Origin of the sequence: Saccharopolyspora sp. NPDC050642, from assembly GCF_040654735.1 — a bacterium.
GTDB classification, from domain to species: Bacteria; Actinomycetota; Actinomycetes; order Mycobacteriales; family Pseudonocardiaceae; genus Saccharopolyspora; species Saccharopolyspora elongata.
The window spans coordinates 57,662-80,402 of the sequence record NZ_JBFAIN010000001.1 but is presented as its reverse complement, the minus strand read 5'-3'; the positions used below and the strand labels follow the sequence as shown (position 1 = coordinate 80,402).

At 71.3% G+C, this 22,741-nt stretch carries 22 protein-coding genes; 12 read left to right on the top strand and 10 right to left on the bottom strand.

All coding sequences use genetic code 11. The annotated features are described in order from the left end of the window. Positions 1–10 precede the first annotated feature (10 nt). A complete protein-coding gene (locus AB0H93_RS00380) occupies positions 11–1,318 on the top strand; it encodes an SLC13 family permease (RefSeq protein ID WP_358565063.1) in 1,308 nt (435 codons plus the stop codon). Here AB0H93_RS00380 and AB0H93_RS00375 read toward each other — a convergent pair. The 3 genes from AB0H93_RS00375 to AB0H93_RS00365 are packed head-to-tail and all read right to left on the bottom strand — an operon-like array spanning position 1,315 to position 4,846. Then, positions 1,315–3,114, bottom strand: coding sequence for a choline/carnitine O-acyltransferase (locus AB0H93_RS00375; protein WP_358565060.1), 1,800 nt, complete (start codon positions 3,112–3,114; stop codon positions 1,315–1,317). The two genes, AB0H93_RS00380 and AB0H93_RS00375, sit on opposite strands and share 4 nt — an antisense overlap. Next, a complete protein-coding gene (locus tag AB0H93_RS00370) occupies positions 3,111–3,941 on the bottom strand; it encodes a class I SAM-dependent methyltransferase (protein ID WP_358565058.1) in 831 nt (276 codons plus the stop codon). Before AB0H93_RS00370 ends, AB0H93_RS00375 begins: the two co-directional genes overlap by 4 nt. A 35-nt stretch (positions 3,942–3,976) precedes the next feature. Then, the gene (locus AB0H93_RS00365) at positions 3,977–4,846 is read right to left on the bottom strand and encodes an arpA protein (RefSeq protein WP_358565055.1); all 870 of its coding nucleotides are present in this window, start codon (positions 4,844–4,846) and stop codon (positions 3,977–3,979) included. Positions 4,847–5,087: 241 nt separating this feature from the next. On the opposite strand from AB0H93_RS00365, the gene AB0H93_RS00360 reads away from it, so the two are divergent. Continuing rightward, on the top strand, positions 5,088–5,282 hold the full coding sequence (locus tag AB0H93_RS00360) for a hypothetical protein (protein ID WP_132480220.1): 195 nt from the start codon (positions 5,088–5,090) through the stop codon (positions 5,280–5,282). Between the two features lie 8 nt (positions 5,283–5,290). Here the strand turns inward: AB0H93_RS00360 and AB0H93_RS00355 are convergent, their stop codons facing one another. The 3 genes from AB0H93_RS00355 to AB0H93_RS00345 form a co-directional block, all read right to left on the bottom strand. Beyond that, a complete protein-coding gene (locus tag AB0H93_RS00355) occupies positions 5,291–6,586 on the bottom strand; it encodes an NAD(P)/FAD-dependent oxidoreductase (RefSeq protein ID WP_358565052.1) in 1,296 nt (431 codons plus the stop codon). A gap of 70 nt (positions 6,587–6,656) precedes the next feature. Next, a complete protein-coding gene (locus tag AB0H93_RS00350; RefSeq protein WP_358565049.1) occupies positions 6,657–7,295 on the bottom strand; it encodes a 4'-phosphopantetheinyl transferase superfamily protein in 639 nt (212 codons plus the stop codon). After that, the gene (locus AB0H93_RS00345; RefSeq protein ID WP_358565046.1) at positions 7,292–8,137 is read right to left on the bottom strand and encodes a metallophosphoesterase; all 846 of its coding nucleotides are present in this window, start codon (positions 8,135–8,137) and stop codon (positions 7,292–7,294) included. The genes AB0H93_RS00350 and AB0H93_RS00345 overlap by 4 nt, the downstream gene beginning before the upstream one ends. A 257-nt stretch (positions 8,138–8,394) precedes the next feature. Here AB0H93_RS00345 and AB0H93_RS00340 point away from each other — a divergent pair, with 257 nt between their 5' ends. Beyond that, the gene (locus AB0H93_RS00340; RefSeq protein WP_358565043.1) at positions 8,395–9,594 is read left to right on the top strand and encodes an SfnB family sulfur acquisition oxidoreductase; all 1,200 of its coding nucleotides are present in this window, start codon (positions 8,395–8,397) and stop codon (positions 9,592–9,594) included. Positions 9,595–9,607: 13 nt separating this feature from the next. Further along, positions 9,608–10,786, top strand: a complete 1,179-nt coding sequence (locus AB0H93_RS00335) for an acyl-CoA dehydrogenase family protein (RefSeq protein ID WP_358565040.1) — start codon at positions 9,608–9,610, stop codon at positions 10,784–10,786. 45 nt (positions 10,787–10,831) lie between these two features. Here the strand turns inward: AB0H93_RS00335 and AB0H93_RS00330 are convergent, their stop codons facing one another. Both AB0H93_RS00330 and AB0H93_RS00325 read right to left on the bottom strand, forming a co-directional pair. Beyond that, entirely contained in the window at positions 10,832–12,166 is a 1,335-nt protein-coding gene (locus AB0H93_RS00330) for an MFS transporter (protein ID WP_358565037.1), read from the bottom strand. 41 nt (positions 12,167–12,207) lie between these two features. Then, positions 12,208–12,288, bottom strand: coding sequence for a putative leader peptide (locus AB0H93_RS00325; RefSeq protein ID WP_358566847.1), 81 nt, complete (start codon positions 12,286–12,288; stop codon positions 12,208–12,210). Between the two features lie 279 nt (positions 12,289–12,567). Here AB0H93_RS00325 and AB0H93_RS00320 point away from each other — a divergent pair, with 279 nt between their 5' ends. The 8 genes from AB0H93_RS00320 to AB0H93_RS00285 all read left to right on the top strand — a co-directional run bounded on the left by AB0H93_RS00320 (position 12,568) and on the right by AB0H93_RS00285 (position 21,554). After that, positions 12,568–13,740, top strand: a complete 1,173-nt coding sequence (locus AB0H93_RS00320; protein ID WP_358565034.1) for an LLM class flavin-dependent oxidoreductase — start codon at positions 12,568–12,570, stop codon at positions 13,738–13,740. Between the two features lie 389 nt (positions 13,741–14,129). Further along, entirely contained in the window at positions 14,130–15,263 is a 1,134-nt protein-coding gene (gene sfnG / locus AB0H93_RS00315) for a dimethylsulfone monooxygenase SfnG (protein ID WP_358565032.1), read from the top strand. A gap of 17 nt (positions 15,264–15,280) precedes the next feature. Beyond that, positions 15,281–16,507 (top strand): acyl-CoA dehydrogenase family protein, encoded by a 1,227-nt coding sequence (locus tag AB0H93_RS00310; RefSeq protein WP_358565029.1) that lies wholly within the window; start codon positions 15,281–15,283, stop codon positions 16,505–16,507. Positions 16,508–16,592: 85 nt separating this feature from the next. Beyond that, positions 16,593–17,810 (top strand): SfnB family sulfur acquisition oxidoreductase, encoded by a 1,218-nt coding sequence (locus AB0H93_RS00305; RefSeq protein WP_358565026.1) that lies wholly within the window; start codon positions 16,593–16,595, stop codon positions 17,808–17,810. 19 nt (positions 17,811–17,829) lie between these two features. Beyond that, complete coding sequence (locus tag AB0H93_RS00300; RefSeq protein ID WP_358565023.1) at positions 17,830–18,732, top strand: MetQ/NlpA family ABC transporter substrate-binding protein; 903 nt, start codon at positions 17,830–17,832, stop codon at positions 18,730–18,732. After that, entirely contained in the window at positions 18,729–19,508 is a 780-nt protein-coding gene (locus AB0H93_RS00295; RefSeq protein ID WP_358565020.1) for an ATP-binding cassette domain-containing protein, read from the top strand. The genes AB0H93_RS00300 and AB0H93_RS00295 overlap by 4 nt, the downstream gene beginning before the upstream one ends. Then, entirely contained in the window at positions 19,498–20,166 is a 669-nt protein-coding gene (locus AB0H93_RS00290) for a methionine ABC transporter permease (protein WP_358565017.1), read from the top strand. Before AB0H93_RS00295 ends, AB0H93_RS00290 begins: the two co-directional genes overlap by 11 nt. Next, positions 20,163–21,554, top strand: coding sequence for an LLM class flavin-dependent oxidoreductase (locus tag AB0H93_RS00285; RefSeq protein ID WP_358565014.1), 1,392 nt, complete (start codon positions 20,163–20,165; stop codon positions 21,552–21,554). Before AB0H93_RS00290 ends, AB0H93_RS00285 begins: the two co-directional genes overlap by 4 nt. 75 nt (positions 21,555–21,629) lie before the next feature. Here AB0H93_RS00285 and AB0H93_RS00280 read toward each other — a convergent pair whose 3' ends face one another. Both AB0H93_RS00280 and AB0H93_RS00275 read right to left on the bottom strand, forming a co-directional pair. After that, the gene (locus AB0H93_RS00280) at positions 21,630–21,782 is read right to left on the bottom strand and encodes a hypothetical protein (protein WP_358565011.1); all 153 of its coding nucleotides are present in this window, start codon (positions 21,780–21,782) and stop codon (positions 21,630–21,632) included. Positions 21,783–21,866: 84 nt separating this feature from the next. Beyond that, a complete protein-coding gene (locus AB0H93_RS00275) occupies positions 21,867–22,703 on the bottom strand; it encodes a class I SAM-dependent methyltransferase (RefSeq protein ID WP_358565008.1) in 837 nt (278 codons plus the stop codon). Between the last annotated feature and the right edge of the window lie 38 nt (positions 22,704–22,741).

Genomic DNA, 22,741 nt, shown 5'->3' with positions numbered 1-22,741 from the left:
GGGGAGCGAAATGGCGTCGCAGGTGCTGGCTTTGCTCGTATTGGCGGTGGCGTTCCTGGTCGCGACCGTGCGACCGGTCCACATGGGAGTCCTCGCCCTGGCCGCGGCGCTCGGCGTCGGCACGACCCTGGGCGGCGCGTCGCTGGACGACGTGCTCAGCGGTTTCCCCGTCGACATCATGCTCCTGCTGCTCGGCGTCACCTACCTGTTCGGCATCGCGCGCAGCAACGGTGCCCTCGACTGGATGATCGACAGGCTGGTCCGCGCGACCGGCAACCGGGTCGCGCTGCTGCCCGCGCTGTTCTTCGCGCTCTCCCTCGCGGTCGCCAGCTTCGGATCGCCGCTGGCGGCGGTCGTGCTCATCCCGATCGGGCTGTCGTTTGCCGGCCGCAACGGGCTGAGCCCGGTGGTGATGGGCCTGGCGATGGCCACCGGCGGCTCGGCCGGGTCGTTCGCGCCGATCAGCCTGTTCGGCCTCATCACGACGAGCATCGCCGGGCGCAGCGGGATCGAGGTGAATCCGCTGCTGCTGTTCGGCGCGGCGATCGGGATCAACGTGGTGCTCTTCGCCGCGGGATCCGTCCTGTTCCGGCGCGCGCTCGTGGCCGAGGCGACACCCGATGAGCAGCCCGGCGCCGCGCCGGGTTCCGGTGGTGGCGCGGGGGAAACGGCGCTGCTGACCAGGACCGGCACCGCGGCCCGGCTGTCGGTGTTCCAGCGCCTGACGATCGTGATGCTGGCGCTGCTGGTCGTGCTCGTGGTCGTGCTGACGGCCGCCGGCCTCGAGGTGAACGTCGGCGCGGTCGCGCTGGGGCTGGGCGTCGTCCTGTCGCTGTGCTTCACCAAGGAGACGGCGCAGGCGGTCAAGGAGATCGACTGGTCCACGATCCTGCTCGTCGGCGGCATCGCCACCTACGTCGGCGTGCTGGACGGCATGGGCGCCGTCCAGCTCGTCGCCGAGGTCGGCGCGGCGATCCCCAGCCCGCTGCTGGCGGCGTTCATCCTCTGCCTGTGCGGCGGGCTGATCTCGGCGTTCGGCTCCACGACCGCGCTGCTGGCGATCATCATCCCGCTCGCGCTGCCGCTGGTGGCCGCCGGCGGGGTGCCGGCGGCCGGGGTGATCTGCGCGCTGGCGCTGTCGTCGTCCCTGGTGGACATCAATCCGATGTCCACCATCGGCGCCACCGTGGTGGCCTCGGGCCCGGAGCGGATCCGCGCGGCGATGCGGAAGTTCTTCTTCCGCTGGGGATTCTCGATGGTCCTGGTCGGTCCGGTCGTCACCTGCGCCTTCCTGGTCCTGCCCGGAATGCTCGCCTAGGCGAGGAGGTCCTGGAGCTCGCGGACCGCGCGGGTCAGGTGCTCGGCGAAGGAGTACATCTCGTCCGCCACCGGTTCCGGCGTGCTCAGGTAGAGGTTGAAGCGATCCGGGAGCAGCACGTACGCGACGCCGATGCACTGGCTGCTGGTCGAACCGAAACCGAAGTACTGGATGTTCGTCGACGGCGCCGAGCTCGTGCTCAGGTAGTCGTCGCGCATCTTCAGCCAGCCCGGTGTCTCGTACAGGTCCAGCGGCTCGGTCGCGCCCAGCTCCGCGCCCCGCCGCCGCTGGATGAGCTGCAGCTCCCACAGGTGCTGCTCGGGCGCCTGCCCCGCCTGGCACTCCTTCGCCCGCACCACGTGCTTCTCCGCGGCGGCGCGGAACGCCGCTCGGCGCGACTCCGCGTCCGCACCGGGATCGTCCATCGTCGCGACGAACCGCAGGACCTCGGGCGTGACGACGCGCATGGCCTCGGTGCGCCCGTTCTGGAAATGGCGGGTGGCGATGGACTCGTAGGTGGCGCCGGTCAGGCCCTTGGAGCGCTTGTGGGCCAGCTGGTACGCCATCTGCACGAACCCGTCCGGCGACATGCCCAGCTGCTTGGCCCGGTTCGCCCCGAAGTCCTCGAACGACAGCGTGGTGGTCGCGGTGTTGTCCGCGTACTCCGCGAACGCGGTGGCCGCGGAGCGGACATCGGCGCGCAGGTCGGCGTCGAGCACGAACTCGATCGGATCCACGGCGGGAAGGCCCTGTGCCGCCCGCCCCGCTTCCGGTTCGTGCTGGAGCAACGTGTCGACGAAGTTGAGGATCGTGGTGCCGTCCAGGCCGCAGTGCTCCACGTTGATGCCGGCGGTGCCGTCGGCGAAGACGATCAGCGACACGGCCTTGTCGAACCACCGGCTGCCGCTGTCGCCGTGCAGCAGGTGGTCGCAGGCGTCCAGCGTGTTCTCGGGCGTGAAGTCCTCGAGGCACAGGCAGAACAGCGCGGTCTCGATCTCGTCCAGCGCCGCGGCGTTGCCCGCATCGGCGGCCAGCAGCGCTTCCCGGCTGGCGGCCCACTCCGCTCGTGCCTTGGTGGTGAGGTGCCCGACGGAGGTGTCCGTCGCCGCTCGCGTCGCACCGGCCTTCATGATCGCCTGCAGGCCCGCCGCGAGATCCTCCGGCGTGTGCGGCCGGCCCTCCGGGCTCAGCACCTGCATGCGGAACAGGTTGCCGCGGTAGAACACCGCGATGTGGCGGGCATCGGAGGGCCCGGGCCACTCCGCGGAGTACGGCGCGCGCACCGAGTCCTGCACCGCGCCGGGGATCCGGGTGGTGGAGAACAGGAACTTCTGCTGCTCCATCGAATGCGGCTGTCCACGTTGGACGACCGGCGGGATCGCCTCCGCGTCGAGCAGCTGCTTGTAGTCGACCGCCGCGGCGATGAGGCCGGCCGCCCGCTCGACCTGCTCCTGCGCCGATTCGCGGAACAGGAAGAAGAAGTTGGCGTTCAGCGCGATCCGGTCGCGGCGGCCCAGGTACCGGTACGGCCAGAAGGTGTCGAGCCAGCTGCGCACGCCTTCCTCGGCGTCGTAGCGTTCGAGCGCCGCCTGCAGGGCGTGGGCCGGGCTGCCGGGGCTCTGGAACGCCCGCACCGCCGCCTCGGTGGCGGCCAGCTCGTCCGCGCCGAGCAGCGGCGCGCACCACTCGACGAACCGCTCGCAGCTTTCCGCCAGGGTCGGCAGCGGCACCCGGGGCAGCCGGTCCTCGTTGCCGAAGGTGCTGGTCGACCACGTCTCACTGCTGTTCAATGTCATCCTCGACTTCGCTGGATCGCGCGGTGTTCTCGCGGCTGGGAGAGGTGGAGCTCGGCGTAGAACCAGCCGTCGGCCTCCATGCCCCGCGGCTCGACCCCGGCGGTCGAGAGCGTTTCCAGGACCAACGACTGCTCCTGCTCGGAGATGAACCGGCGCTGCTTGAAGACGCCGGGCATCGGCACGGTTTCGTAACCCGAGTCTGCCAGTCGGCGCGCGATCGGGTCGAAGGGGAACATGCGCAGCACGAAATGCGCCATCCACGGCCGCCTTCCCGCCTCGGCGATCCGGCCGAGGGTGCGTTCGCCGACGTATCCGATGCACCCCGTGGAGATGACCAGGTCCACCTCGGCCAGCAGCTCGCGTTGCGCGGCGGTGGGGTCGTGGTTCTCCAGGTCGGCGTGCACCGCGTGGTCGATGAACCCGGCCGCGAGCGCGTACGAAAGCGCCGGTTGCGAGCTGTCCAAGCCGACGAACCGGGTGCGGGCGAGCTGACCGCGCGAGCGCACCCAGGCCCGGTCGCGGGCCAGCAGCCGGTCCCGGTCGGCTTCGCGGGCATCGGCGTCGCCGTAGTGCTCGTAGAGCTCGTCGATGGTCGCGTCGCACCGCAGCAGGGCGGCGTTGACGCCGTAGGAGCAGCCGAGGTCCAGGACGGTCGGCACCTCGACGCCGGTCGCCTCGCGGTACTCCTGGATCAGCTTCAGGAAGTAGGGCTTGGCCAGCTGCGGGATGCAGTAGTCGAGTTCGCGCAGGGTGGTGAAGTAGGCGCGCGGATCGGGTCGGGTGTAGATCTGCTCGAGCGAAACCTTGCCGGTGGCATCGAACTGCACGGACGGTGCTCCTCCTGGCTCGACCGGTCGACTCGTCAGTCCAGCAGCCGATCGCCCCGCACCGCGCGGCCCTCGGCGGCCAGGTGTTCTGGCAGGACCCGGCCGAAGATCTGCTTGGTCCGGGCGACGCTGCCGATCACGCCGGGCCGCTCGCTGTAGGCGAAGATGGCGGAATGGCGCTGCTCGCGGCCCTGCACGGTGGTCACGCGGTGCAGCGAGAAGCGGCCCTTGAACAGCTGGAGATCGCCGGGGCGCAGCGCCAGCCGCCGGATCAGCCGCTCGCCGTCGCCGGCCAGCACCGCCCGGACGTCGGCGAAGTTCTCCGAGCGGGCGGACCGGATGTTCGCGCAGTACTCGAAGATCCCGCCGGCCTCCGGCTCCTGGGTGAGCATGCTGACAGCGAACTCGTTGGTGTCGAAGTGCCACGGGTGGTCCATGCCGGGCCGCACCACGTTGAGGCAGAGCCCGGCCAGCGGATCGGCCAGCTCGTGGACGGCGGGCAGCTCGACGCACTCGGCGATGAAGCGCTTGAACAGCGAGCTGGTGTAGAGCCGGTGGATGATCGAGTGCGGCGGGATCTGGTCGCGGGCCACGAACGCGTTGCCGCGCGTCATCGTGGTGCGGGCCGGGTGGTCCGCCGGCAGCTCGGTGTTCGTGTCGATGTTGTAGGCGTTGACGACCTCGACGTCGTAGTGCGCCAGCGGCGCGATCTTCGCGCCTTCCCGCCGCAGCTCCTCCTGCCGCGACCGGCGGATGAAATCGGGCAGCACGCTGCAGCCGTCTTCCCGCAGGTCGTGCCGGGCCCGGTGGACGGCTTCCCGCCAAGCGGCGCTCGCCGGGTCCGACAGCGGGTAGCGCGCCGTGTCCACCACCTGCTCCACAAGCTCGACTTCCGCTGCGCTCATGAAGTTCCCCTCCACGTGCAAAGCTCGCCAACGCCGGATTCGGGGCGATCGACGTTGATCGCGCCTGCACTACCGTGATCAACGACGGATGATCATCGCGGTTACTGCCGAGTTCGCCGCCGGGGTAGTGACGGTGGCCATAGTGCGCGGCCTATCCGGGCGCCGGCCGCCACTCGATCGTGCAGAACTCGCCGGAAGCCGAGAGGATCAGGAGGACCCGACGAGGAAGGGCGGTACTGGTATGGACGACGAGACCAGCCGGCGGCTCGCCGAGGTGCGTTCACTGGCCGACGAACTGCATCCCGAGCAGATCGAGGCCGAGATCGGCCGTGCGCGGGTCGAGGCGTACCAGGAGGGCATGCGCTTCGCCGCCGACTTCGTCGAGAACGGCCCGCAGGGCCGCCAGAGCGCGCACATCCCGCTGCCGCGGAGCTGATCGGTGGCTCAGGAACCGCGCAGCGCGGTGGTGACCTCCCGGGCGGCCCGGAGGCCGGATTCCACCGCGCCGTCGATGAAGCCCGCCCAGCCGGTGGCGAGGTCGGAGCTGGCGAAGTGGACCGCGCCGTGCGGCCGTTGCAAGGCGGCCAGGTACTTCGTGAGCTGGCCCGGGCGCTGCATGGGCCAGGTTTCCCGGGAGAACTCGTCGGTCATCCAGTTGTGCCCGGCGACGTCGACGACCTCCAGGTCCGGCCGCCACGCGGCGAGCGCGCGGGCGACGCCCGCCTTGTCGGTGGGATCGAGGTCGTGGGCGCGGGTGCCGAAGGCGACGAGGACGGTGTCGCCGTCGACCGCGTACTCCGGGCGGACGAAGGTGAGGTCGTGGTCGTCCGGCGCGTAGCCGGTGAACGGCGGGACCTCGCCGCGCACCCGGATCCAGGTCTTCAGCCCCTGCGACGCGGTGCGCTCGGCGCTCGCCGCCAGCTTGGCCGCCGGGAGCGCGGGCCGGAAGTCGATGTTGGCAAGCACGTTCAGCGGCAGCGTGCAGATCACCTGCCGGGCCGCGAGGCGGGTGCCGCCGGCCGTGGTGATCGTCGCGCCGCCGTCGTCCTGGGCGATGGCGGTGACGACCGTGCCGAGCCGGACCTCGGCATCGCTGTCGGCCGCCATCGCCGCCGCCAGCGAGGCGGTGCCCTCGACGAGCCGGTATCCCGAGGTCGCCTCGTGCAGCAGCCGCCAGTCGCCCGACGCCGCCGCGCACCACCGCATGGCCTGGCTGAGCCCGGAAACCGCGGCAGGGCCGTTGAAGTGCTCCGCCCAGACGCCGGTGTTCACCTCGCGCTCGGCGGGCGGGAGGTCGAGCCCGCCGAAGTAGTCGGCGACCGACCGGTGGTCGATGCGGTCCAGGTCCTCGCGCAGCAGCGGCTCGTAGGGGAGCGGGAACCAGGTGCGGCTGTCCGCGGCGAGCCGGTCCATGCCGGGCTCGATCAGCGCGTCGAACTCCGCGGGACTGCCCCGGTGCACCGTGCCGTCGGCGATCCAGTACACCTCCTCCGAGCTCGGGCTTTGCTCGACGGCCTGGCCGTAGCGGGTGATCTCGCTCCACGTGTGCGGCTGCAGCCAGTGCACCCAGGTACCGCCCATCTCCAGGCGGCGGCCGAGCCGCTCATCGGTCCAGGTGCGACCGCCGATGCGGTCGCGCGCTTCGAGCACCGCCACCGAGCGGCCGCGCCGCGACAGCTCGCGAGCGGCGGTCAGCCCGGCGAATCCGGCGCCGACGATGACCACGTCGTAGGACTCCATGCTGCGCATTCTGGTTCCGGCGACGTGGCGCCTCGATCCACCGAACGAGTTGATTACCGGTTCCCGCCGCTCACCCGGCGTGGGCGATCGCGGTGACGACCAGGCCGCCGGCGGCCAGCCAGCGCCCGTGGAACTCCCGCAGCGGCGGGCCCGGGCTTTCGGCGAGCAGCCGGGCGCGGAAGGTGCCGTCGTCCAGGTGCAGCTCGATGGACGCCTCCGCGAAGTCGAGCCAGGCCCGGGTCAGCGGGAACCACGTCTTGTACACGGATTCCTTGGCGCTGAACAGCAACCTGTCCCAGTTCGGCCCCGGCGGCAAGCCCCGCAGGTGGTCCAGCTCCTCCGGGCGGGCGATGGCTTCGAGAACGCCGTCCGGCAGCGGCGCGTCGGGCTCCGCGTCGACGCCGACCGAGGCGAGGTCCGTGGCGCGCGCGACCACGGCCGCCCGGTATCCGGCGCAGTGGGTCATGCTGCCGACCACGCCGCCGGGCCAACCCGGCGCGCCGCGCTCACCCGGGATGATCGGGCTCGGCGGATGCCCCAGCGCGGCGAGCGCCTCGCGCGCGCAGCGCCGGACCGTGGCGAACTCGGTGCGGCGCTTGGCGACCGCGCGGCTGATGACGGCCTCTTCCTCGGGGAACAGCTCGACGTCGACGCGATCGTCGAAGGCCTCGGCGAACCGGGCCTCTCCCGGGAGGATCTCGCCGATCAAGCCGGGGCCCCCGCCGGGAGCACCTGGCGGAGCAGGCCGTGCGGGTGGCCGTGGCGGCGCCATTCCCGGGGGTAGCCGATGGAGACCTCGTGGAACGGCACGTCGTCGTGCCGGGTGATCCGCGGGATGTGCAGGTGCCCGTAGACGACGCACGATGCGCGGTGGCGGCGGTGCCAGTCCGCGGTGAGCTCGGTGCCGCACCACTGCGCGAACTCGGGGTAGTGCAGCACGTCCGTCGGCTCCCGCACCAGCGGGTAGTGGTTGACCAGGACGGTGGGCAGCCCGTCGTCCAGCTCGGCCAGCCGGCGCTCGGTCTCCGCGACCCGCGCCCGGCACCAGGCGTCCAGGCTCGGGTGCGGATCCGGGTGCAGCAGGTACTCGTCGCTGCACACGACGCCCTTGGCGCGGGCCTGTTCGAGCCCCTCGGCCTTGTTCTTCGCCCCGGACGGCCGGAACGAGTAGTCGTAGAGCAGGAACATCGGCACGATCCGCACCGGGCCGCCGTCGCCGGTCCACACCGGGTACGGGTCCTCCGGGGTCAGCACGCCCAGGCCGCGGCACAGCTCGACGAGGTGCCGGTACCGCTGCTCGCCGCGCAGCTGCAGCGGGTCCTTTGGGTGGGTCCACAGGTCGTGGTTGCCCGGCACCCAGATCACGGTGGCGAAGCGCTCGCCGAGCAGCCGCAGCGCCCACTCGATGTCGGCGGCGAACTCGCCGACGTCGCCGGCCACGATCAGCCAGTCGTCCGGGGATTCCGGCCGGAGTTCCGCCACGATCGTCCGGTTGTCGGGGAACGCCACGTGCAAGTCGCTCACGGCGAGCAGCCGACCAGTGCTGTGCATGATCCGGATCCTACCGATCCGCGGCCGGGCCGCTAGGCGCATTCGGACGACCACAATGGACCGATCTCGCTATTGTTTCGCGCCGGTTTCGTTCGGACCGACCAGGATTTGAAACGCGGTTGAACGATCCGCATCGCCCGGTAGTGTCCGCGGCAGAGCGACCCGCATCGGCCATCGAGGGCCGTGCCTGCGGTCGCACCGGCGGCCCGGGTCACGGGCCCTGGCCGGTGGTTCTCCCCCCGCGAATCGAGGTTTTCATGGTCGACATCATCTCCGGCGACGCCGAAGCGCTGGCCGTCGCCGCCCGGCTGGGCGAGCGGTTCGCCGCCGGCGCTTCGCGGCGCGACGCGCAGCGGATCCTGCCCGCCGACGAGCTCGACGAGCTCTCCGAGAGCGGCCTGCTGGGGATCACGGTGCCGAAGGCGCACGGCGGCGCGGAGGTCTCGAACCGGACGCTGGGCGCGGTGTTCCGGCTGCTGGCGGCGGGAGATTCCAGCATCGGCCAGATCCCGCAGAACCACTTCTTCTTCCTCGGGGTGCTCGCGCACAACGGAACGCCGGAGCAGCTGGACTTCTTCTACCGGGAAGTGCTGGCGGGCAAGCGGTTCGGCAACGCGCTCGCCGAGGCCGGCGCCAAGAACGCGCACGCCTTCGAGACCAAGCTGATCAAGCAGCCGACCGGTGATTTCCGCATCAGCGGCACCAAGAACTACACCACCGGCGCGTTGTTCGCGCACTGGATCCCGGTGTTCGCCGTCGACGAGGACGGGCTGATCAACGCCGCGTTCGTGCCGGCCGGTGCCGACGGCCTGACGGTGGTGGACGACTGGGACGGCATCGGGCAGCGCACGACGGCCAGCGGAACGGTGCTGCTGGAGGACGTCCTGGTGCCGGCGGACCGGGTCGTGCCGCACCACCGGACCTTCGAGAAGGCCGAGATCTTCGGGGCGTTCGGCCAGTACCTGCACGCTGCGATCGACGTCGGCATCGCCGATGCGGCCCTGCGCGACGGCGGGGCCGCGGTGCGCGAGCTGAGCCGCCCGTGGTGGGAGGCGGACGTCGAGCGCACCGCGGAGGAACCACTGGTGGTGCAGCGGTTCGGCGAGCTCGCGCTGCGGGTCCGGGCGGCCGGCGCGTTGCTGGGCGAAGCCGGCGACGCGCTCGACGCCGCGCGGCATGCGCTGGACGCGGGCGCGGCGGACGCCGACGAGCTGGCCGCCGAGGCTTCCGTGGCGGTGGCCGCCGTACGCGCGCAGGCGGACGAGGCGGCCGTGTCGGTGTCCAGCGAGATCTTCTCGCTGATCGGCGCCCGGGCGGCGCGCACCGGTCGCAACCTGGACCGGCACTGGCGCAACGCCCGCACCCACACGCTGCACGACCCGCGACGCTGGAAGGTCCAGCACCTCGGGAACCACGCGCTGAACGGGATCCGCCCGCCGCGCAACGGAATCGTCTGACGGGAACGGGAGGGTGACGGTGCACGACTACGAGGCGCTGGCGGCGCGGTTCCGGCCGGTCTTCGACCGGATCGCGGCGGGCGCGGTGGAGCGCGAACGGCGGCGCCGGCTGCCGTTCGAGGAGGTCGGCTGGCTGCGGGAGGCCGGGCTCGGCGCGGTGCGCGTCCCGGTGGAGTCCGGCGGATCCGGGGCGGGCCTGGACGACCTGTTCCGGCTGCTCGCCGAGCTGGGCGAGGCGGATTCCAACCTGCCGCAGCTGCTGCGACCGCACTTCCTGTTCGTCGAGGAGCAGCTGCGGCAGCCGCCCGCGGCGGTGCGGGACGAGTGGCTTCGGGCGGTGGCCGGGGGAGTCCTGTTCGGCAACGCGATCAGCGAACGGGAGTCGCACCAGGTGGGGCGGTCGAACACGACGCTGTCCGAGCGGGATGGCCGCCTGCTGCTCAACGGCACCAAGTTCTACTCCACGGGGAGCCTGCTGGCGGACTGGATCACCGTCCGGGCCGAGCGGGCGCCGGGCGAGCTCGTCGTGGCGCGGGTGCCCGCCGGGGCGGCGGGCCTGGTCCAGCGCGACGACTGGAACGGCTTCGGGCAGCGGACCACGGCGTCGGGCACCGTGGAGTTCACCGATGTCGAGGTCGACCCGGCGCACGTGACGGTCTGGGACCGCGACCCGGGCGTGCACACCGCGCTGGCGCAACTGGTGCTGCTCGCCGCGCTGGTGGGAGTCGCGCGGAGCGCCGCTCGCGACGCGGCCGAGTTCGTGCGCGACCGCCGTCGCTCCTACAGCCACGCGAGCGCGCCGCTGCCCAAGGACGATCCGCTGGTCCAGCAGGTCGTCGGGAAGATCCACAGCGCCGCGTTCGCCGCGCAGGCGACGTTGGAGGCCGCGGTCGGTTCGGTGCGCCGCGCGCTGCAGGGCTCGCGGGCGGAGGTCGTCGCTGCGGAGGTCGACGTCTCCAAGGCCCAGGTCGTCATCGCGGACCTGGTGCTGCGCGCGGTGACCGAGGTCTTCGACGTGGGCGGATCGTCGGTCGTGAGCCAGGAAAAGCTGCTCGACCGGCACTGGCGCAACGCGCGGACGCTCACCGTGCACAACCCGCTGGTCTACAAGGCCCGCGCGGTGGGCGACCACGTCATCAACGACAGCCTCCCGGTGTTCGCCTGGACGACCGGATCGCCCGGCCCGGCGTGACCGGTGGTCGTGAGCGCGAAAGCCGGTTCTCGCCGGCCTTCGCGCTCACGACCCGGAGCGGCCGAAGTACAGGTCGCGCGGGCGCAGGGCCAGGGTGGCGGCGGCACCGATGGCACCGGTGGACGCCAGGTAGGCGCAGGCCCACCACGGCGAACCGCCGCCGGCGGCCAGCAGCGCGGTGACGATCAGCGGCGTCAGGCCCGACGCGTAGATGCCGGAGAACTGGTACACGAACGACATCCCGGTGTAGCGGAGCCGGACCGGGGCCAGCTGCGCGTACAGCGTTCCCTGGGGCGCGTAGAGGACCGCGTGGACGACACCCAGCACCAGGGCGATCACCAGGCCGATCAGCACCGGGTCGCGCGTCTGGAAGGCCAGGAACGCGGGGTAGACCGACAGCGCGAACAGCGCCGCGCCGAAGGCGTAGGTCCGGCGCGGCGTCCACCGGTCGGCGAGGCGGCCGAACACCGGCAGCAGCGCGGCCAGCGTGATCGCCGCCAGCATGACCGCGACCAGCACGTCGGTGCGCGGGAGCTTGAGCGTCGACGTCGCGTAGGCGAGGAAGAACACCGCCCAGGTGTTGAAAGCCGCGCCCTCGGACCAGCGGGAGAGCAGGCCGAGCAGCGTGTTGCGCCGCGCCGTGCGGTCGCGGAAGAGGTCCAGGAAGGGCGCGCTGGAGGTGTCCCGGGCCGCCCGGACCTCCTCGAAGGCGGGCGTCTCGGCGACCTTCAACCGGATCACCAGCCCGATGACGACGAGCACGATGCTCAGCCCGAACGCGATCCGCCAGCCGTAGCCCAGGAACTGCTCGTCGTCCAGCAGGTTGCCGAGCAGGGCGAACAACCCGGTGCCCAGTCCGAGCCCCAGCGCGAGGCCGACCTGCGGCCAGGCCCCGTAGCGGGCCTGCTTGCCCGGCGGCGCGTACTCGACCGCCATCAGCACCGCGCCCGCCCACTCGCCGCCGATCGCCAGGCCCTGTACCACGCGCAGCAGCACCAGCAGGATCGGCGCGAGCAGGCCGATCTCGGCGTACGTGGGCAGCGCGCCCATCGCGGCCGTGGCCAGGCCCATCAGGACCATCGTGGTCACCAGGGTCCGCTTGCGCCCGATCCGGTCGCCGATGTGTCCGAAGAGGACACCGCCGAGCGGGCGGGCGACGAAGCCGACGAAGAACGTGGCGAACGCCAGCACGGTCGACACGGTGGGGTTGTCGGTGGGGAAGAAGAGCTTGTCGAAGACCAGGCCGGCGGCCGTGCTGTAGAGGAAGAAGTCGTACCACTCCACGGTGGTGCCCATCAGGCTGGACACGATCACCGTGCGGACGTCCTTCTCCGACACCTGACGGGCTCCGGGCGCATCGACGTGCGTACCCGCGGTCATGCTGCTGCCTCCTGGGGGCGGTGCTTCCGGGTTCGGGCGGATCAGGACGCCGAACACGCCGCCGAGGCCACCCGCAGCAGGTCCACGTGGTGGCGGTTGGTCAGCAGTACCGGTCGGAGCACGCGCCGACGCTAAGGACGCGGTCGAACCGGTGTCAAGGAGATCGCGCGTCGGTCCGGCAGGTGAGATCGGTTGACACCCCAGGGGCCCTCTGCTGCCATTGCCGCGTGATGGTCGCGACGTGGTTCACCAGGCGGCGGCACGTGGATTTCCACCGCGTGGCGGCGCAGGCGTGTCCTCGCTGACCTGACTTCCGCTCGCCGCGGCCGGTCCCCGGCCGCATCTGTCCACGATGGACGTCCGTGGTCGGTTCCGATCACCGGCCTTCCCTGGAGTTGCGCATGTCTTTGACGTTCCACTGGTTCCTGCCCACCTACGGCGACAGCCGGTACCTCGTCGGCGGTGGCCACGGGGTGGCGACCACCAACACGGCGGCGGGAGCGCGCCCGGCGACGCTGGCCTACCTCGGCCAGATCGCGCGCAGCGCGGAGCAGCTCGGCTTCGAGGGCGCGCTGACGCCGACCGGTGCGTGGTGCGAGGACGCGTGGCTGTCGACGGCGATGCTGGCGGAGGTCACCGAGCGGCTGAAGTTCCTGGTCGCGTTCCGACCGGGCCTGCTGTCGCCGACGCTGGCCGCCCAGATGGCCGCGACGTTCCAGCGGCACTCCGGGCAGCGGCTGCTGCTCAACGTGGTCACTGGCGGCGAAAGCGCCGAGCAGCGCGCCTACGGCGACTTCCTGGACAAGGACGCCCGCTACGCGCGGTGCGACGAGTTCCTGCACGTCGTGCGGGCGTTGTGGCGGGGCGAGCGGGTCGACTTCGACGGCACCCACATCCGGGTCGAGGGCGCCGAGCTGGCGCGAACGCCGGACCCGGTGCCGGAGCTGTACTTCGGCGGTTCCTCGCCCGCGGCCGGCGTCGTCGCGGCCAACCACACCGACGTGTACCTGACCTGGGGCGAGCCGCCGCAGAAGGTCGCGGAGAAGATCCAGTGGATCCGCGGCCTCGCCGCCGAGCGGGGCCGCGCCCCGCGCTTCGGCATCCGGTTGCACGTGATCAGCCGCGACACCAGCGAGCAGGCGTGGGCGGAGGCGCAGCGGCTGCTGGACGCGCTCGACCCGGCGACCATCTCGCGGGTGCAGGAGGGGCTGGCGCGCAGCGAGTCCGAGGGCCAGCGGCGGATGCTGGACCTGCACGGCGGCTCGACCGCGGACCTGGAGATCTACCCGAACCTGTGGGCCGGTGTCGGCCTGGTGCGCGGCGGCGCGGGGACGGCGCTGGTCGGCAGCCACGCGGAGGTTGCCGAGCGGATCGAGGAGTACCACGCGCTCGGCATCGACGAGTTCGTGCTCTCCGGCCACCCGCACCTGGAGGAGGCGTACTGGTTCGGCGAAGGCGTGCTGCCGATCCTGGAGCGCAAGGGGCTGTGGCGGCACCCGGCGGGCGCGGCGGAAGCCGTCCCGGCGAGCATCCCGTTCGCCGACACCTCGAGGGAGCCCGCCGCCACCTCCTGACGCGCGGCGCTCGCCACCTGGCGAATCGGGGCCGTGAGTGCTTTGTGCTGCTATAGCGGCACGAAGCACTCACGGCCCTTTTTGTTGTCCGAAGAGGACTCTGGATCAGGTGCGTCCGTCAGGTGGGAAGCATGGTGCGTCCGTTGACACGGGTGCCCGTTTTTGGTGGCATGAATGCGTGTTCTTCGCAGACAGGCTCACGAAGCGCCGCCACGTCGACCTGGTTCGCGTCGGCGCGCAGGCCTGTCGCGACTTCTGATCTCCTCCCTTCTCCGCAACGGCGGAATTCCCCGCCGATTCCCCCTTTTCGCACGAGGTGAATTGCGACCTCGTGCCCCGACGGCGCACGTCTGCGTGCGCTGTCGCGTCGTGCGCGACAGGAGATGAGAATGTCCGACGCCGTTCCGGCCGAACCGCTGAAGTTCGCCTACTGGGTGCCCAACGTCAGCGGCGGCCTCGTCACCAGCAAGATCGAACAGCGCACCGATTTCGGTTTCGACTACAACAAGAAGCTCGCCGTGCTGGCCGAGAACAGCGGATTCGAGTACGCCCTGAGCCAGGTCCGCTACGCCTCCAGCTACGGCGCCGCCCAGCAGCACGACCCGGCGGCCTTCAGCCTCGGACTGCTGCAGGCCACCGAACGCCTGAAGCTGATCGTCGCCGCGCACCCGGGCCTGTGGCACCCGGCGATCCTCGCCAAGTTCGGCATCACGGCCGACGTCCTCTCCCAGGGCCGGTTCGCGGTGAACATCGTCAGCGGCTGGTTCAAGGACGAGTTCACCGGGCTCGGCGAGCCGTGGCTCGAACACGACGAACGCTACCGGCGCACGGAGGAGTTCATCCGGGTGCTGCGCGGCCTGTGGACGCGGCCGAACTTCGACTTCCGCGGTGACTTCTACCGGATCAACGACTTCAGCCTCCGGCCGCAGCCCCACCAGGTGCCCGGACGCCCGCACCCGGAGATCTTCCAGGGCGGCAACTCCACCGCGGCCCGGCAGGTGGCGGGCCGCGTGTCGGACTGGTACTTCAGCAACGGCAAGGACTTCGACGGCTTCGCGGAACAGGTCAGCGACGTGCGAGCCGTCGCGGCGGAGCACGGGCGAACCGTGCGCTTCGGCCTCAACGGCTTCCTGATCGCGCGCGACACCGAGGCGCAGGCGCGCGAGGTGCTGCGGGAGATCGTGGACAAGGCTGATGTCGACGCCGTCGAGGGCTTCCGGCGCGCCGTCCGGCAGGCCGGCAGGTCCACTTCGGACGGCAAGGGCATGTGGGCCGACTCGGAGTTCGCCGATCTCGTGCAGTACAACGACGGCTTCCGCACCGGCCTGATCGGCACCCCGGAGCAGATCGCGCACCGCATCGTCGAGTACAAGAAGCGCGGCGCGAACCTCATCCTGCTCGGTTTCCTGCACTACCTCGAAGACGTGGCGCACTTCGGCGAGAACGTGCTGCCGATCGTCCGCGACCTGGAAGTAGAACTGGACCGGACCGGCGACCCGATCGGCGTCGGCAACGCCCGTTGAGCGAAGGGGACGAGACCATGACCACGAACGAAACCCAGCGCGCCTTCAACGACGCCAGGCCCACCACAGCGGTGGGCTGGATCGAGCGCGCCAGTGAGGTCGCCGCCATCCTGGCCGAGGATGCCCTGGACCGCGACCGCGCGAACCGGACCCCGTACGTGGAGGTGGGGCTGCTCAAGGACGCCGGCTTGGTGACCCTCCTCGGCCCCCGCGAACACGGTGGCGGCGGCCAGACCTGGGAGACGGCGTACCGGGTGGTCCGCGAGGTCGCCAAGGGCGACGGTTCGATCGGCCAGCTGCTCGGTTACCACTACCTCTGGGCGTGGGCGGCCCGCCTGATCGGAACCCCGGAGCAGATCGCGGCGGTGGAGGAGCTGTACACCGCGAACGACTACTTCTTCGGCGGCGCGGTCAACCCGCGCGACGACGACCTCGTCATCGCGGACGAAGGCGACACGCTGGTGTTCCGCGGGAAGAAGTCGTTCTCCACCGGCGGCAAGGTCTCCGACCTGACGGTGCTGGAGGGCGTGCTGGAGGGCACCGGCAAGCACATCTTCGCGATCGTGCCGTCCGCGCAGGACGGCATCTCGTACGGCGACGACTGGGACAACCTGGGCCAGCGGCTGACCGAATCGGGCAGCGTCGTGGTCGACGACGTCCGGGTCCCCTGGGCCTCGGCGGCCGGGTACGTGGACAAGGAGTTCCGGCCCCTGACCTACAACACGCTGAACGTGCCGGTGATCCAGCTGGTGTTCGCCAACTTCTACCTGGGCATCGCGCAGGCGGCGCTGCAGGCGGGCGTCTCGTACACCGCGCAGCGCACCCGCCCCTGGCCCTACGGCGGGGACAACAAGGAGTCGGCGACCGAGGAGTTCTACATCCTCGACGCGTTCGGCGATCTGCAGGCCAAGCTCTGGGCGGCCGAGGCGCTGATCGACAAGGCCGGCGCGGAGCTCTCCGAGCTGCTGCACGCCGAGCGCGAATCGCTGACCGAGGAGCAGCGGGGCCGGGTCGCCGTGCTGATCGCGGCCGCCAAGCAGCGCATCATCGACACCGGACTGGAGATCGGCACCCGCGTCTTCGAGGTGACCGGTGCGCGCGCGACGGCGAGTTCGGTGGGCCTGGACATCTACTGGCGCAACCTCCGCACGCACAGCCTGCACGACCCCGTGGCGTACAAGCGGGTCGAGGTCGGGCGCTACGCGCTGCTCGGCCGGCTCCCCGAACCCACTTGGTACACCTGACCGCTTCTCGGCGGCGCCTGAGCGACCGGGAGTGGCGCCCGGTCGCGCAGGCGCGATCCGATTCGCACAACTCGAGGAGTTCTTGATGTCAGTCTCTCCGCCCGTCGGTGCCGAACCGAGCACTGCGGGCTTGGTGCGCGACGACGCCGAGGCGCTGGAACTGGCGGCGCGGCTCGCGCAGCGGTTCGCGACCGGTGCCGCCGAGCGAGACCGCGAACGGCTGATCCCGCACGAGGAGCTCGACGCACTGTCGGCGAGCGGCCTGCTGGGCATCACCGTGCCGCGCAGCCACGGCGGCGCCGACGTCGCGGCGCGGACCCTGGTCGAGGTCTTCCGGCTGCTGGCCGCCGCCGACCCGAACATCGCGCAGATCCCGCAGAGCCACTTCGCCTACGTCAACGTGCTCCGGGAGAACGGCACCGCCGAGCAGCGGCGGTTCTTCTTCTCCGAGGTGCTGGCCGGCAAGCGGTTCGGCAACGCGCAGTCGGAGGCGGGCAGCCGCACGGTGCAGGAGATCCAGACCAGGCTGACGTCCGCAGTGGACGGTGGTTTCGTCCTGCAGGGCAAGAAGGCCTACTCGACCGGGGCCCTGCTGGCGCACTGGATCCCGGTGCTCGCCAAGGACGACCGGGACCGGCTGCAGGTGGCCTACGTGCCGCGGGACGCCGCCGGGGTCACCGTCGTCGACGACTGGGCGGGCATGGGCCAGCGGACCACCGCCAGCGGCACCGTCGAGCTCGACCAGGTCCGGGTTCCCGCGGACCGGATCGTGCCGCACCACCTGACGTTCGACCGCCCGCAACTGCACGGCGCGCTGGCGCAGGCGCTGCACGCCGCGATCGACGTCGGCATCGCCGGGGGAGCGCTCGCCGACGCCGTCGAGTTCGTGCGCACCCGCAGCCGCCCCTGGGGCGAAGCCGGAGTCCAGCGGGCTGCGGAGGATCCGCTCACCATCCAGCGCTTCGGCGAACTCGCGGTCCGGCTGCGCGCCGCCGAGGCGCTGCTGGAGAAGGCGGGTGCGGCGCTCGACGCGGCACGCGCCGACCTCGACGCCGACTCCGCGGCGGAGGCGTCGATCGCGGTGGCCACCGCGAAGGTGTTCGCCGACGGCATCGCGGTCGAGCTGAGCAGCGCGCTGTTCGAGGTTTCCGGCACCAGGTCGAGCCTCGCGGAGACCAACCTGCACCGGCACTGGCGCAACGCCCGCACGCACACCCTGCACGACCCGGTCCGCTGGAAGGTCCAGCACATCGGCCGCTACGTCCTCAACGGCACCCGCCCTCCCCGGCACGGCCAGATCTAACGAAGAGAGCATCGAGAAAGTGTCCCAACCGCACCACAGTTCCCGCCCCACCCTCCGCGCGCTGCGGCTGATCCCGCTGATCGGGCTGTTAGTGGCGGCCCTGACCGGCTGCGGGCTCGCCGGCGGGTCCGCAGCCGACGACCGCACCATCACCATCGTCGCCACCGACAGCCCGCCGTACCACGAACCCCTCGAACTGGCCCGCAAGCAGCTCGAAGCCGGCGGCTGGCAGCTGGACGTGCGCTACGTGACCGACATCGTGCAGCCGAACCACGCGGTCAGCTCGGGCGAGGCGGACTTCAACTTCTTCCAGCACGGCGCCTACCTGCAGACCTTCAACCGCGACAACGGAACCGACGTCGTCCCGCTGTTCTACGTCGTCGGCTCCCCGGCCGGGCTGTACTCCACCCGCTACGACGACATCTCGCAGCTGCCCGACGGCGCCCGGATCGCGCTGCCGGTGGACCCGGCGAACAACGGCCGGGCGCTGCACCTGCTCGCCGAGTCCGGCCGGCTGAAGCTGCGCGACGGCGCCCAGGTGGTCACCACCAGCCAGCGCGACATCGTGGACAACCCGCACCGCTACTCGTTCGTCGAGGTCGACCAGCAGACGCTCACCCAGACCCTGCCGGACGTCGACGCCGGATTCCTGTTCTCCCGCCAGGCGATCGAGATGAAGCTGGCCGTCGAGGACGACGCGCTGCTGCGGGAGAAGGACGTCGACGCCATCCCGTACCGGATCGTCGTCGGCGGGCGCGCGGACGAGGCCGGCTCCGAGAAGGCGCGGGCGCTGCAGGCCGCGTTGCAGAGCCCGCCGGTCCGCGACTTCTTCCTGAAGTTCTACGGCGACTGGGCGCCGCTGCCGTGGACCGAGGACCCGCGGGCCCAGCTCGGCCAGTGGTGGAAGGACGGCGGACGTTGATCACGCTGCGAGGTGTCACCAAGCGGTTCCCGGGCCCGGACGGCCCGCTGACCGCCGTCGACGACGTCGACCTGCAAGTGCCGCGCGGCTCGGTGCAGGGGATCATCGGCTTCTCCGGCGCGGGCAAGTCGACGCTGGTCCGGCTGATCAACCTGCTGGAGCGCCCGGATTCCGGTTCCGTGCTGGTCGACGGCGAAGAGCTGACCACATTGGACGAAGAGGCGCTGCGCCGCAGGCGCACCAAGATCGGCATGATCTTCCAGCACTTCAACCTGCTGGCCAACCTCACCGCGGCCCAGAACATCGAGCTCGCCCTGCGCATCGCCGGGGTCGGCAAGGCGGCCCGCGCGGCCCGGGTCGCGGAGGCCCTCGCCGTGGTCGACCTCTCCGACAAGGCCGACGCGTACCCGGCGAAGCTCTCCGGCGGTCAGCAGCAGCGGGTGGCCATCGCGCGGGCGCTGGCCAACGAGCCGTCGGTGCTGCTGTGCGACGAACCCACCAGCGCCGTCGACCCGCGCACCACGATCACGGTGCTGCGCTACCTCCAGGAGGTCAACGAGCGGCTGGGCATCACGATCGTGCTGGTCACCCACGAGATGAACGTGGTCCGGGCGATCGCCGACGACGTCGCGGTGATGGAGGGCGGCAAGGTCGTCGAGCACCTCCGGCTGGACGGCTCGCCGCTGCAGCCGCAGACCGAGATCGCCCGGTTCCTGCTGGACGACCGCATCCGGTTGCGGCCCGAACGGAGCCTGGAGGACAGCAATGCAGGCTGACAGCATCACCGCCGCCCTGCCCGAAATGCTGGAGGCGCTCGGCGAGACCGCCGTCATGCTGCTGATCACGGTGCCGATCGCGGTGCTCGCCGCCATCCCGGTCGGCGTCCTGCTCTGGGCGAGCAGACCGGGCGGCCTGCGCCCGGCGGCGAGGCTGCACCAGGTCGTGAACGCGGTGGTCAACCTGGTGCGCTCGTTCCCGTTCCTGATCCTGCTGATCGCGATGATCCCGATCACCCGGCTGATCGTCGGCACCAGCGTCGGCACCGTCGCGGTAACCGTGCCGCTGTGCGTCAACGCCATCGCGTACCTGTCGCGGTTCGTCGAGCAGAACCTGCTGCAGATCGACCCCGGCGTGATCGAGGCCGCCCAGGCGATGGGCGCCTCGAAGCTGCGCACGATCTGGAGCGTGCTGCTGGTGGAGGCCCGGCCCGCGCTGGCCGGGTCCATCACGATCATGGTGGTCAGCTTCATCTCGTACTCGGCGATCGCGGGCCTGGTCGGCGGCGGGGGCATCGGCGACTTCGCCATCCGCCACGGCTACTACCGGTACGAGACGGGCGTGATGATCGCCGCGGTGGTGGTCATGATCGTCCTGGTGCAGCTGATCCAGCTGGCCGGCACGCTGACCGCGCGACGACTGGACAAGCGGCTGTGAGCGCCGGGAACCGCCGTCGCCTGCGGTTGAGCGCGTTCGTCATGGCGACCACCTCGCACATCCTGGAAGGCCAGTGGCGCCGCCCGGACGCCCAGCAGCACCGGTTCGACGAGCTGTCGCTGTGGACCGACCTGGCCCGCCGGTTGGAGGCGGCCAAGTTCGACGCGATGTTCTTCGCCGACGTCGTGGGGTTGTACGGCAACTACCGCGGCAACTGGGACATCTTCGCCACCGAGGGGCTGCAGATCCCGTCGCACGACCCATCGGTGATGATCTCCGCCCTCGGCGCGGTGACCGAGCACCTGGGCCTGGCGTGGACCAGCTCGGTGATCCAGGAGCACCCGTTCACCTTCGCCCGCCGCGCCGCCACGCTCGACCACCTCACCGACGGCCGGACCGGCTGGAACATCGTCACCTCGGCCCTGGAGAACGCGCACCGCAACTACGGCCTGCCCGGGCTCACCCCGCACGACGAGCGCTACCGGTGGGCCGACGAGTACGTCGACGTCGTCTACAAGCTGCTGGAAGGCAGCTGGGAGGACGACGCTCTGCTGCGGGACAAGTCGGGCAGCCACGCGAATCCCGCCGGGATCCACAAGATCCACCACGAGGGGCCGCGGTACTCCGTCGAGGGGCCGCACCTGGTGGCACCGTCGGCGCAGCGCACGCCCGTGCTGTTCCAGGCGGGGACGTCGCCTGCGGGCATGGCGTTCGCGGCGCGCAACGCGGAGGCGGTGTTCATGTTCGCCGGTTCGCCGGGCAGCGCCCGGAAGGTCACCACCACGGTCCGCTCGCTGGCCGTCGAGCACGGCCGCAGGCCCGCGGATGTGCTGTTCTTCGCGGGACTGTCCTTCGTAGTCGGCAGCACCGAAGCCGAGGCCCGGCGGCGGAAAGCCGACTACGACGAGTACCTCTCGGTCGACGGCCTGGCCGCGCACATGCTCGGCGGGATGGGCGTCGACCTCGGCGACGCGCCGGTCGACACCCCGCTGAAGGACCTCGAGGTCGAGGGCGGGCGAGGGGTGCTGCAGGCCGTCATCGACTCGGTGCCGGGCGGCAATCCGACCATCGAGGACATGGTGCGCTACCGGGCGGAGCGGATGCGGCTGGTCGGCACGCCGGAGCAGATCGCCGACGAGCTGGAGCGCTGGCAGGACGCGGGAGTGGACGGGATCAACATCATCAACCACGTCATCCCGGGCAGCTACGCGGAGGTGATCGAGGGCCTGCTGCCCGAACTGCGCCGCCGCGGCCTGGCGCAGACCGAGTACCGGCCCGGAACGTTCCGCGACAAGCTGTTCGCGGACGTCGCCGAACACCACGGGCGCCTCAACCCCCGCCACCCCGCGGCGGCGTACCGGGGCGCGTTCCGCAACGCGCCCCGCTGATCGGTCCGCGTTTCCCGAGACCAGGGCGGCGACCGCGGGACCAGCCGCGATCGCGTGCCCCCCTCGTGGTGTTGGTCAGTCCTCGTCCGGCTTGGCGTGGTCGGGCACGCCCGGGTGCGGATCGCGGGACAGGTCGATCAGCGGGTGCACCCCGGCGCCTTCCGGCGCGGCGTGGCTGTGCCTCCCCGTCTCGGCCTCGTTGCTGGGACGGTCGGGTTCGGTGCTCATGCTTCCCTCCGGTCGGGATCTCGGGACAACATCAGCATGCCAACCGGATGTGCCCGGACGCCGGAGATCGGAGTGCGACGCGCGTCACCCGTCGGCGGAGGTGCCGAACTCGGCGCGGACCAGCCGGAGCCAGTCGCGCAGCGCCGGGGACCGGCTCATCAGCCGGTGCGCGGCGCGCGCGGTCCGGTCCGGGATCTTCGCGAACTGGCTGGTCACGGCGACGTCTTCGACGTACCGCAGGCGCGGGTCCCAGCGCTCGACATCGCGGCTCGCGCGGAGCGGCGTCAGGTACGGCGGGTAGCCCCTGCGCAGGCGTTCCGGGAGCCGCTGGGTGAATCCGGCGACCCAGGGCGCCACCCCGTCGAAGATCAGCTCGCCGCCGCGGAAGCGGTCGGTGATCCGGCGCAGCAGCCGCTCGACCTCGACGGTCGGCAGGTACATCAGCAGGCCCTCGGCGATGACCAGCACCGGCCGGTCGGCGGGGATGCCGGCGAGCCACCCGGGATCGGTCACGGAGGCGCCGATGGTGCGGTAGCCGTCGGCATCCGGGTAGAGGTCGCGGCGCAACTCGACGACGTCGGGCAGGTCGACGTCGAACCAGCGGACGCCGGGCGGCAGGTCGAGCCGGAACGCGCGGCTGTCCAGCCCGCAGCCGAGTTGCAGCACGGTCGCGTCGGGGTTGCGGCGGAGGAACCCGGCGGCCCAGTCGTCGAGCTGCTTCGCGCGCAGCGCGACCCCGAACCGGTTGCCGGCCAATCCGGGCTGCTGCAGCTTCCGCCAGTCGTAGTCGATCCGGCGCACCGCCTCGGCGGCGGCGTGGTCGCGGAGTATCGAATCCTCGGAGCGGCTTTCCAGCGCTCGCAGGTAGAGCGTCACGAGCATGGTGGACTGCACGCCGCTGAAATCGACCCTGCCGGTCATCGGGCACTCCGTTCGTCTCCCACCGGACTGTACGACCG

Excerpts from the sequence above, each read along its gene's own strand:
- AB0H93_RS00380 (WP_358565063.1), top strand. The coding sequence starts at position 11 with ATGGCGTCGCAGGTGCTGGCTTTGCTCGTATTGGCGGTGGCGTTCCTG.
- AB0H93_RS00375 (WP_358565060.1), bottom strand. The coding sequence starts at position 3,114 with ATGACATTGAACAGCAGTGAGACGTGGTCGACCAGCACCTTCGGCAAC.
- AB0H93_RS00365 (WP_358565055.1), bottom strand. The coding sequence starts at position 4,846 with ATGAGCGCAGCGGAAGTCGAGCTTGTGGAGCAGGTGGTGGACACGGCG.
- AB0H93_RS00360 (WP_132480220.1), top strand. The coding sequence starts at position 5,088 with ATGGACGACGAGACCAGCCGGCGGCTCGCCGAGGTGCGTTCACTGGCC.
- AB0H93_RS00355 (WP_358565052.1), bottom strand. The coding sequence starts at position 6,586 with ATGGAGTCCTACGACGTGGTCATCGTCGGCGCCGGATTCGCCGGGCTG.
- AB0H93_RS00345 (WP_358565046.1), bottom strand. The coding sequence starts at position 8,137 with ATGCACAGCACTGGTCGGCTGCTCGCCGTGAGCGACTTGCACGTGGCG.
- AB0H93_RS00340 (WP_358565043.1), top strand. The coding sequence starts at position 8,395 with ATGGTCGACATCATCTCCGGCGACGCCGAAGCGCTGGCCGTCGCCGCC.
- AB0H93_RS00330 (WP_358565037.1), bottom strand. The coding sequence starts at position 12,166 with ATGACCGCGGGTACGCACGTCGATGCGCCCGGAGCCCGTCAGGTGTCG.
- AB0H93_RS00320 (WP_358565034.1), top strand. The coding sequence starts at position 12,568 with ATGTCTTTGACGTTCCACTGGTTCCTGCCCACCTACGGCGACAGCCGG.
- sfnG (WP_358565032.1), top strand. The coding sequence starts at position 14,130 with ATGTCCGACGCCGTTCCGGCCGAACCGCTGAAGTTCGCCTACTGGGTG.
- AB0H93_RS00310 (WP_358565029.1), top strand. The coding sequence starts at position 15,281 with ATGACCACGAACGAAACCCAGCGCGCCTTCAACGACGCCAGGCCCACC.
- AB0H93_RS00305 (WP_358565026.1), top strand. The coding sequence starts at position 16,593 with ATGTCAGTCTCTCCGCCCGTCGGTGCCGAACCGAGCACTGCGGGCTTG.
- AB0H93_RS00290 (WP_358565017.1), top strand. The coding sequence starts at position 19,498 with ATGCAGGCTGACAGCATCACCGCCGCCCTGCCCGAAATGCTGGAGGCG.
- AB0H93_RS00280 (WP_358565011.1), bottom strand. The coding sequence starts at position 21,782 with ATGAGCACCGAACCCGACCGTCCCAGCAACGAGGCCGAGACGGGGAGG.
- AB0H93_RS00275 (WP_358565008.1), bottom strand. The coding sequence starts at position 22,703 with ATGACCGGCAGGGTCGATTTCAGCGGCGTGCAGTCCACCATGCTCGTG.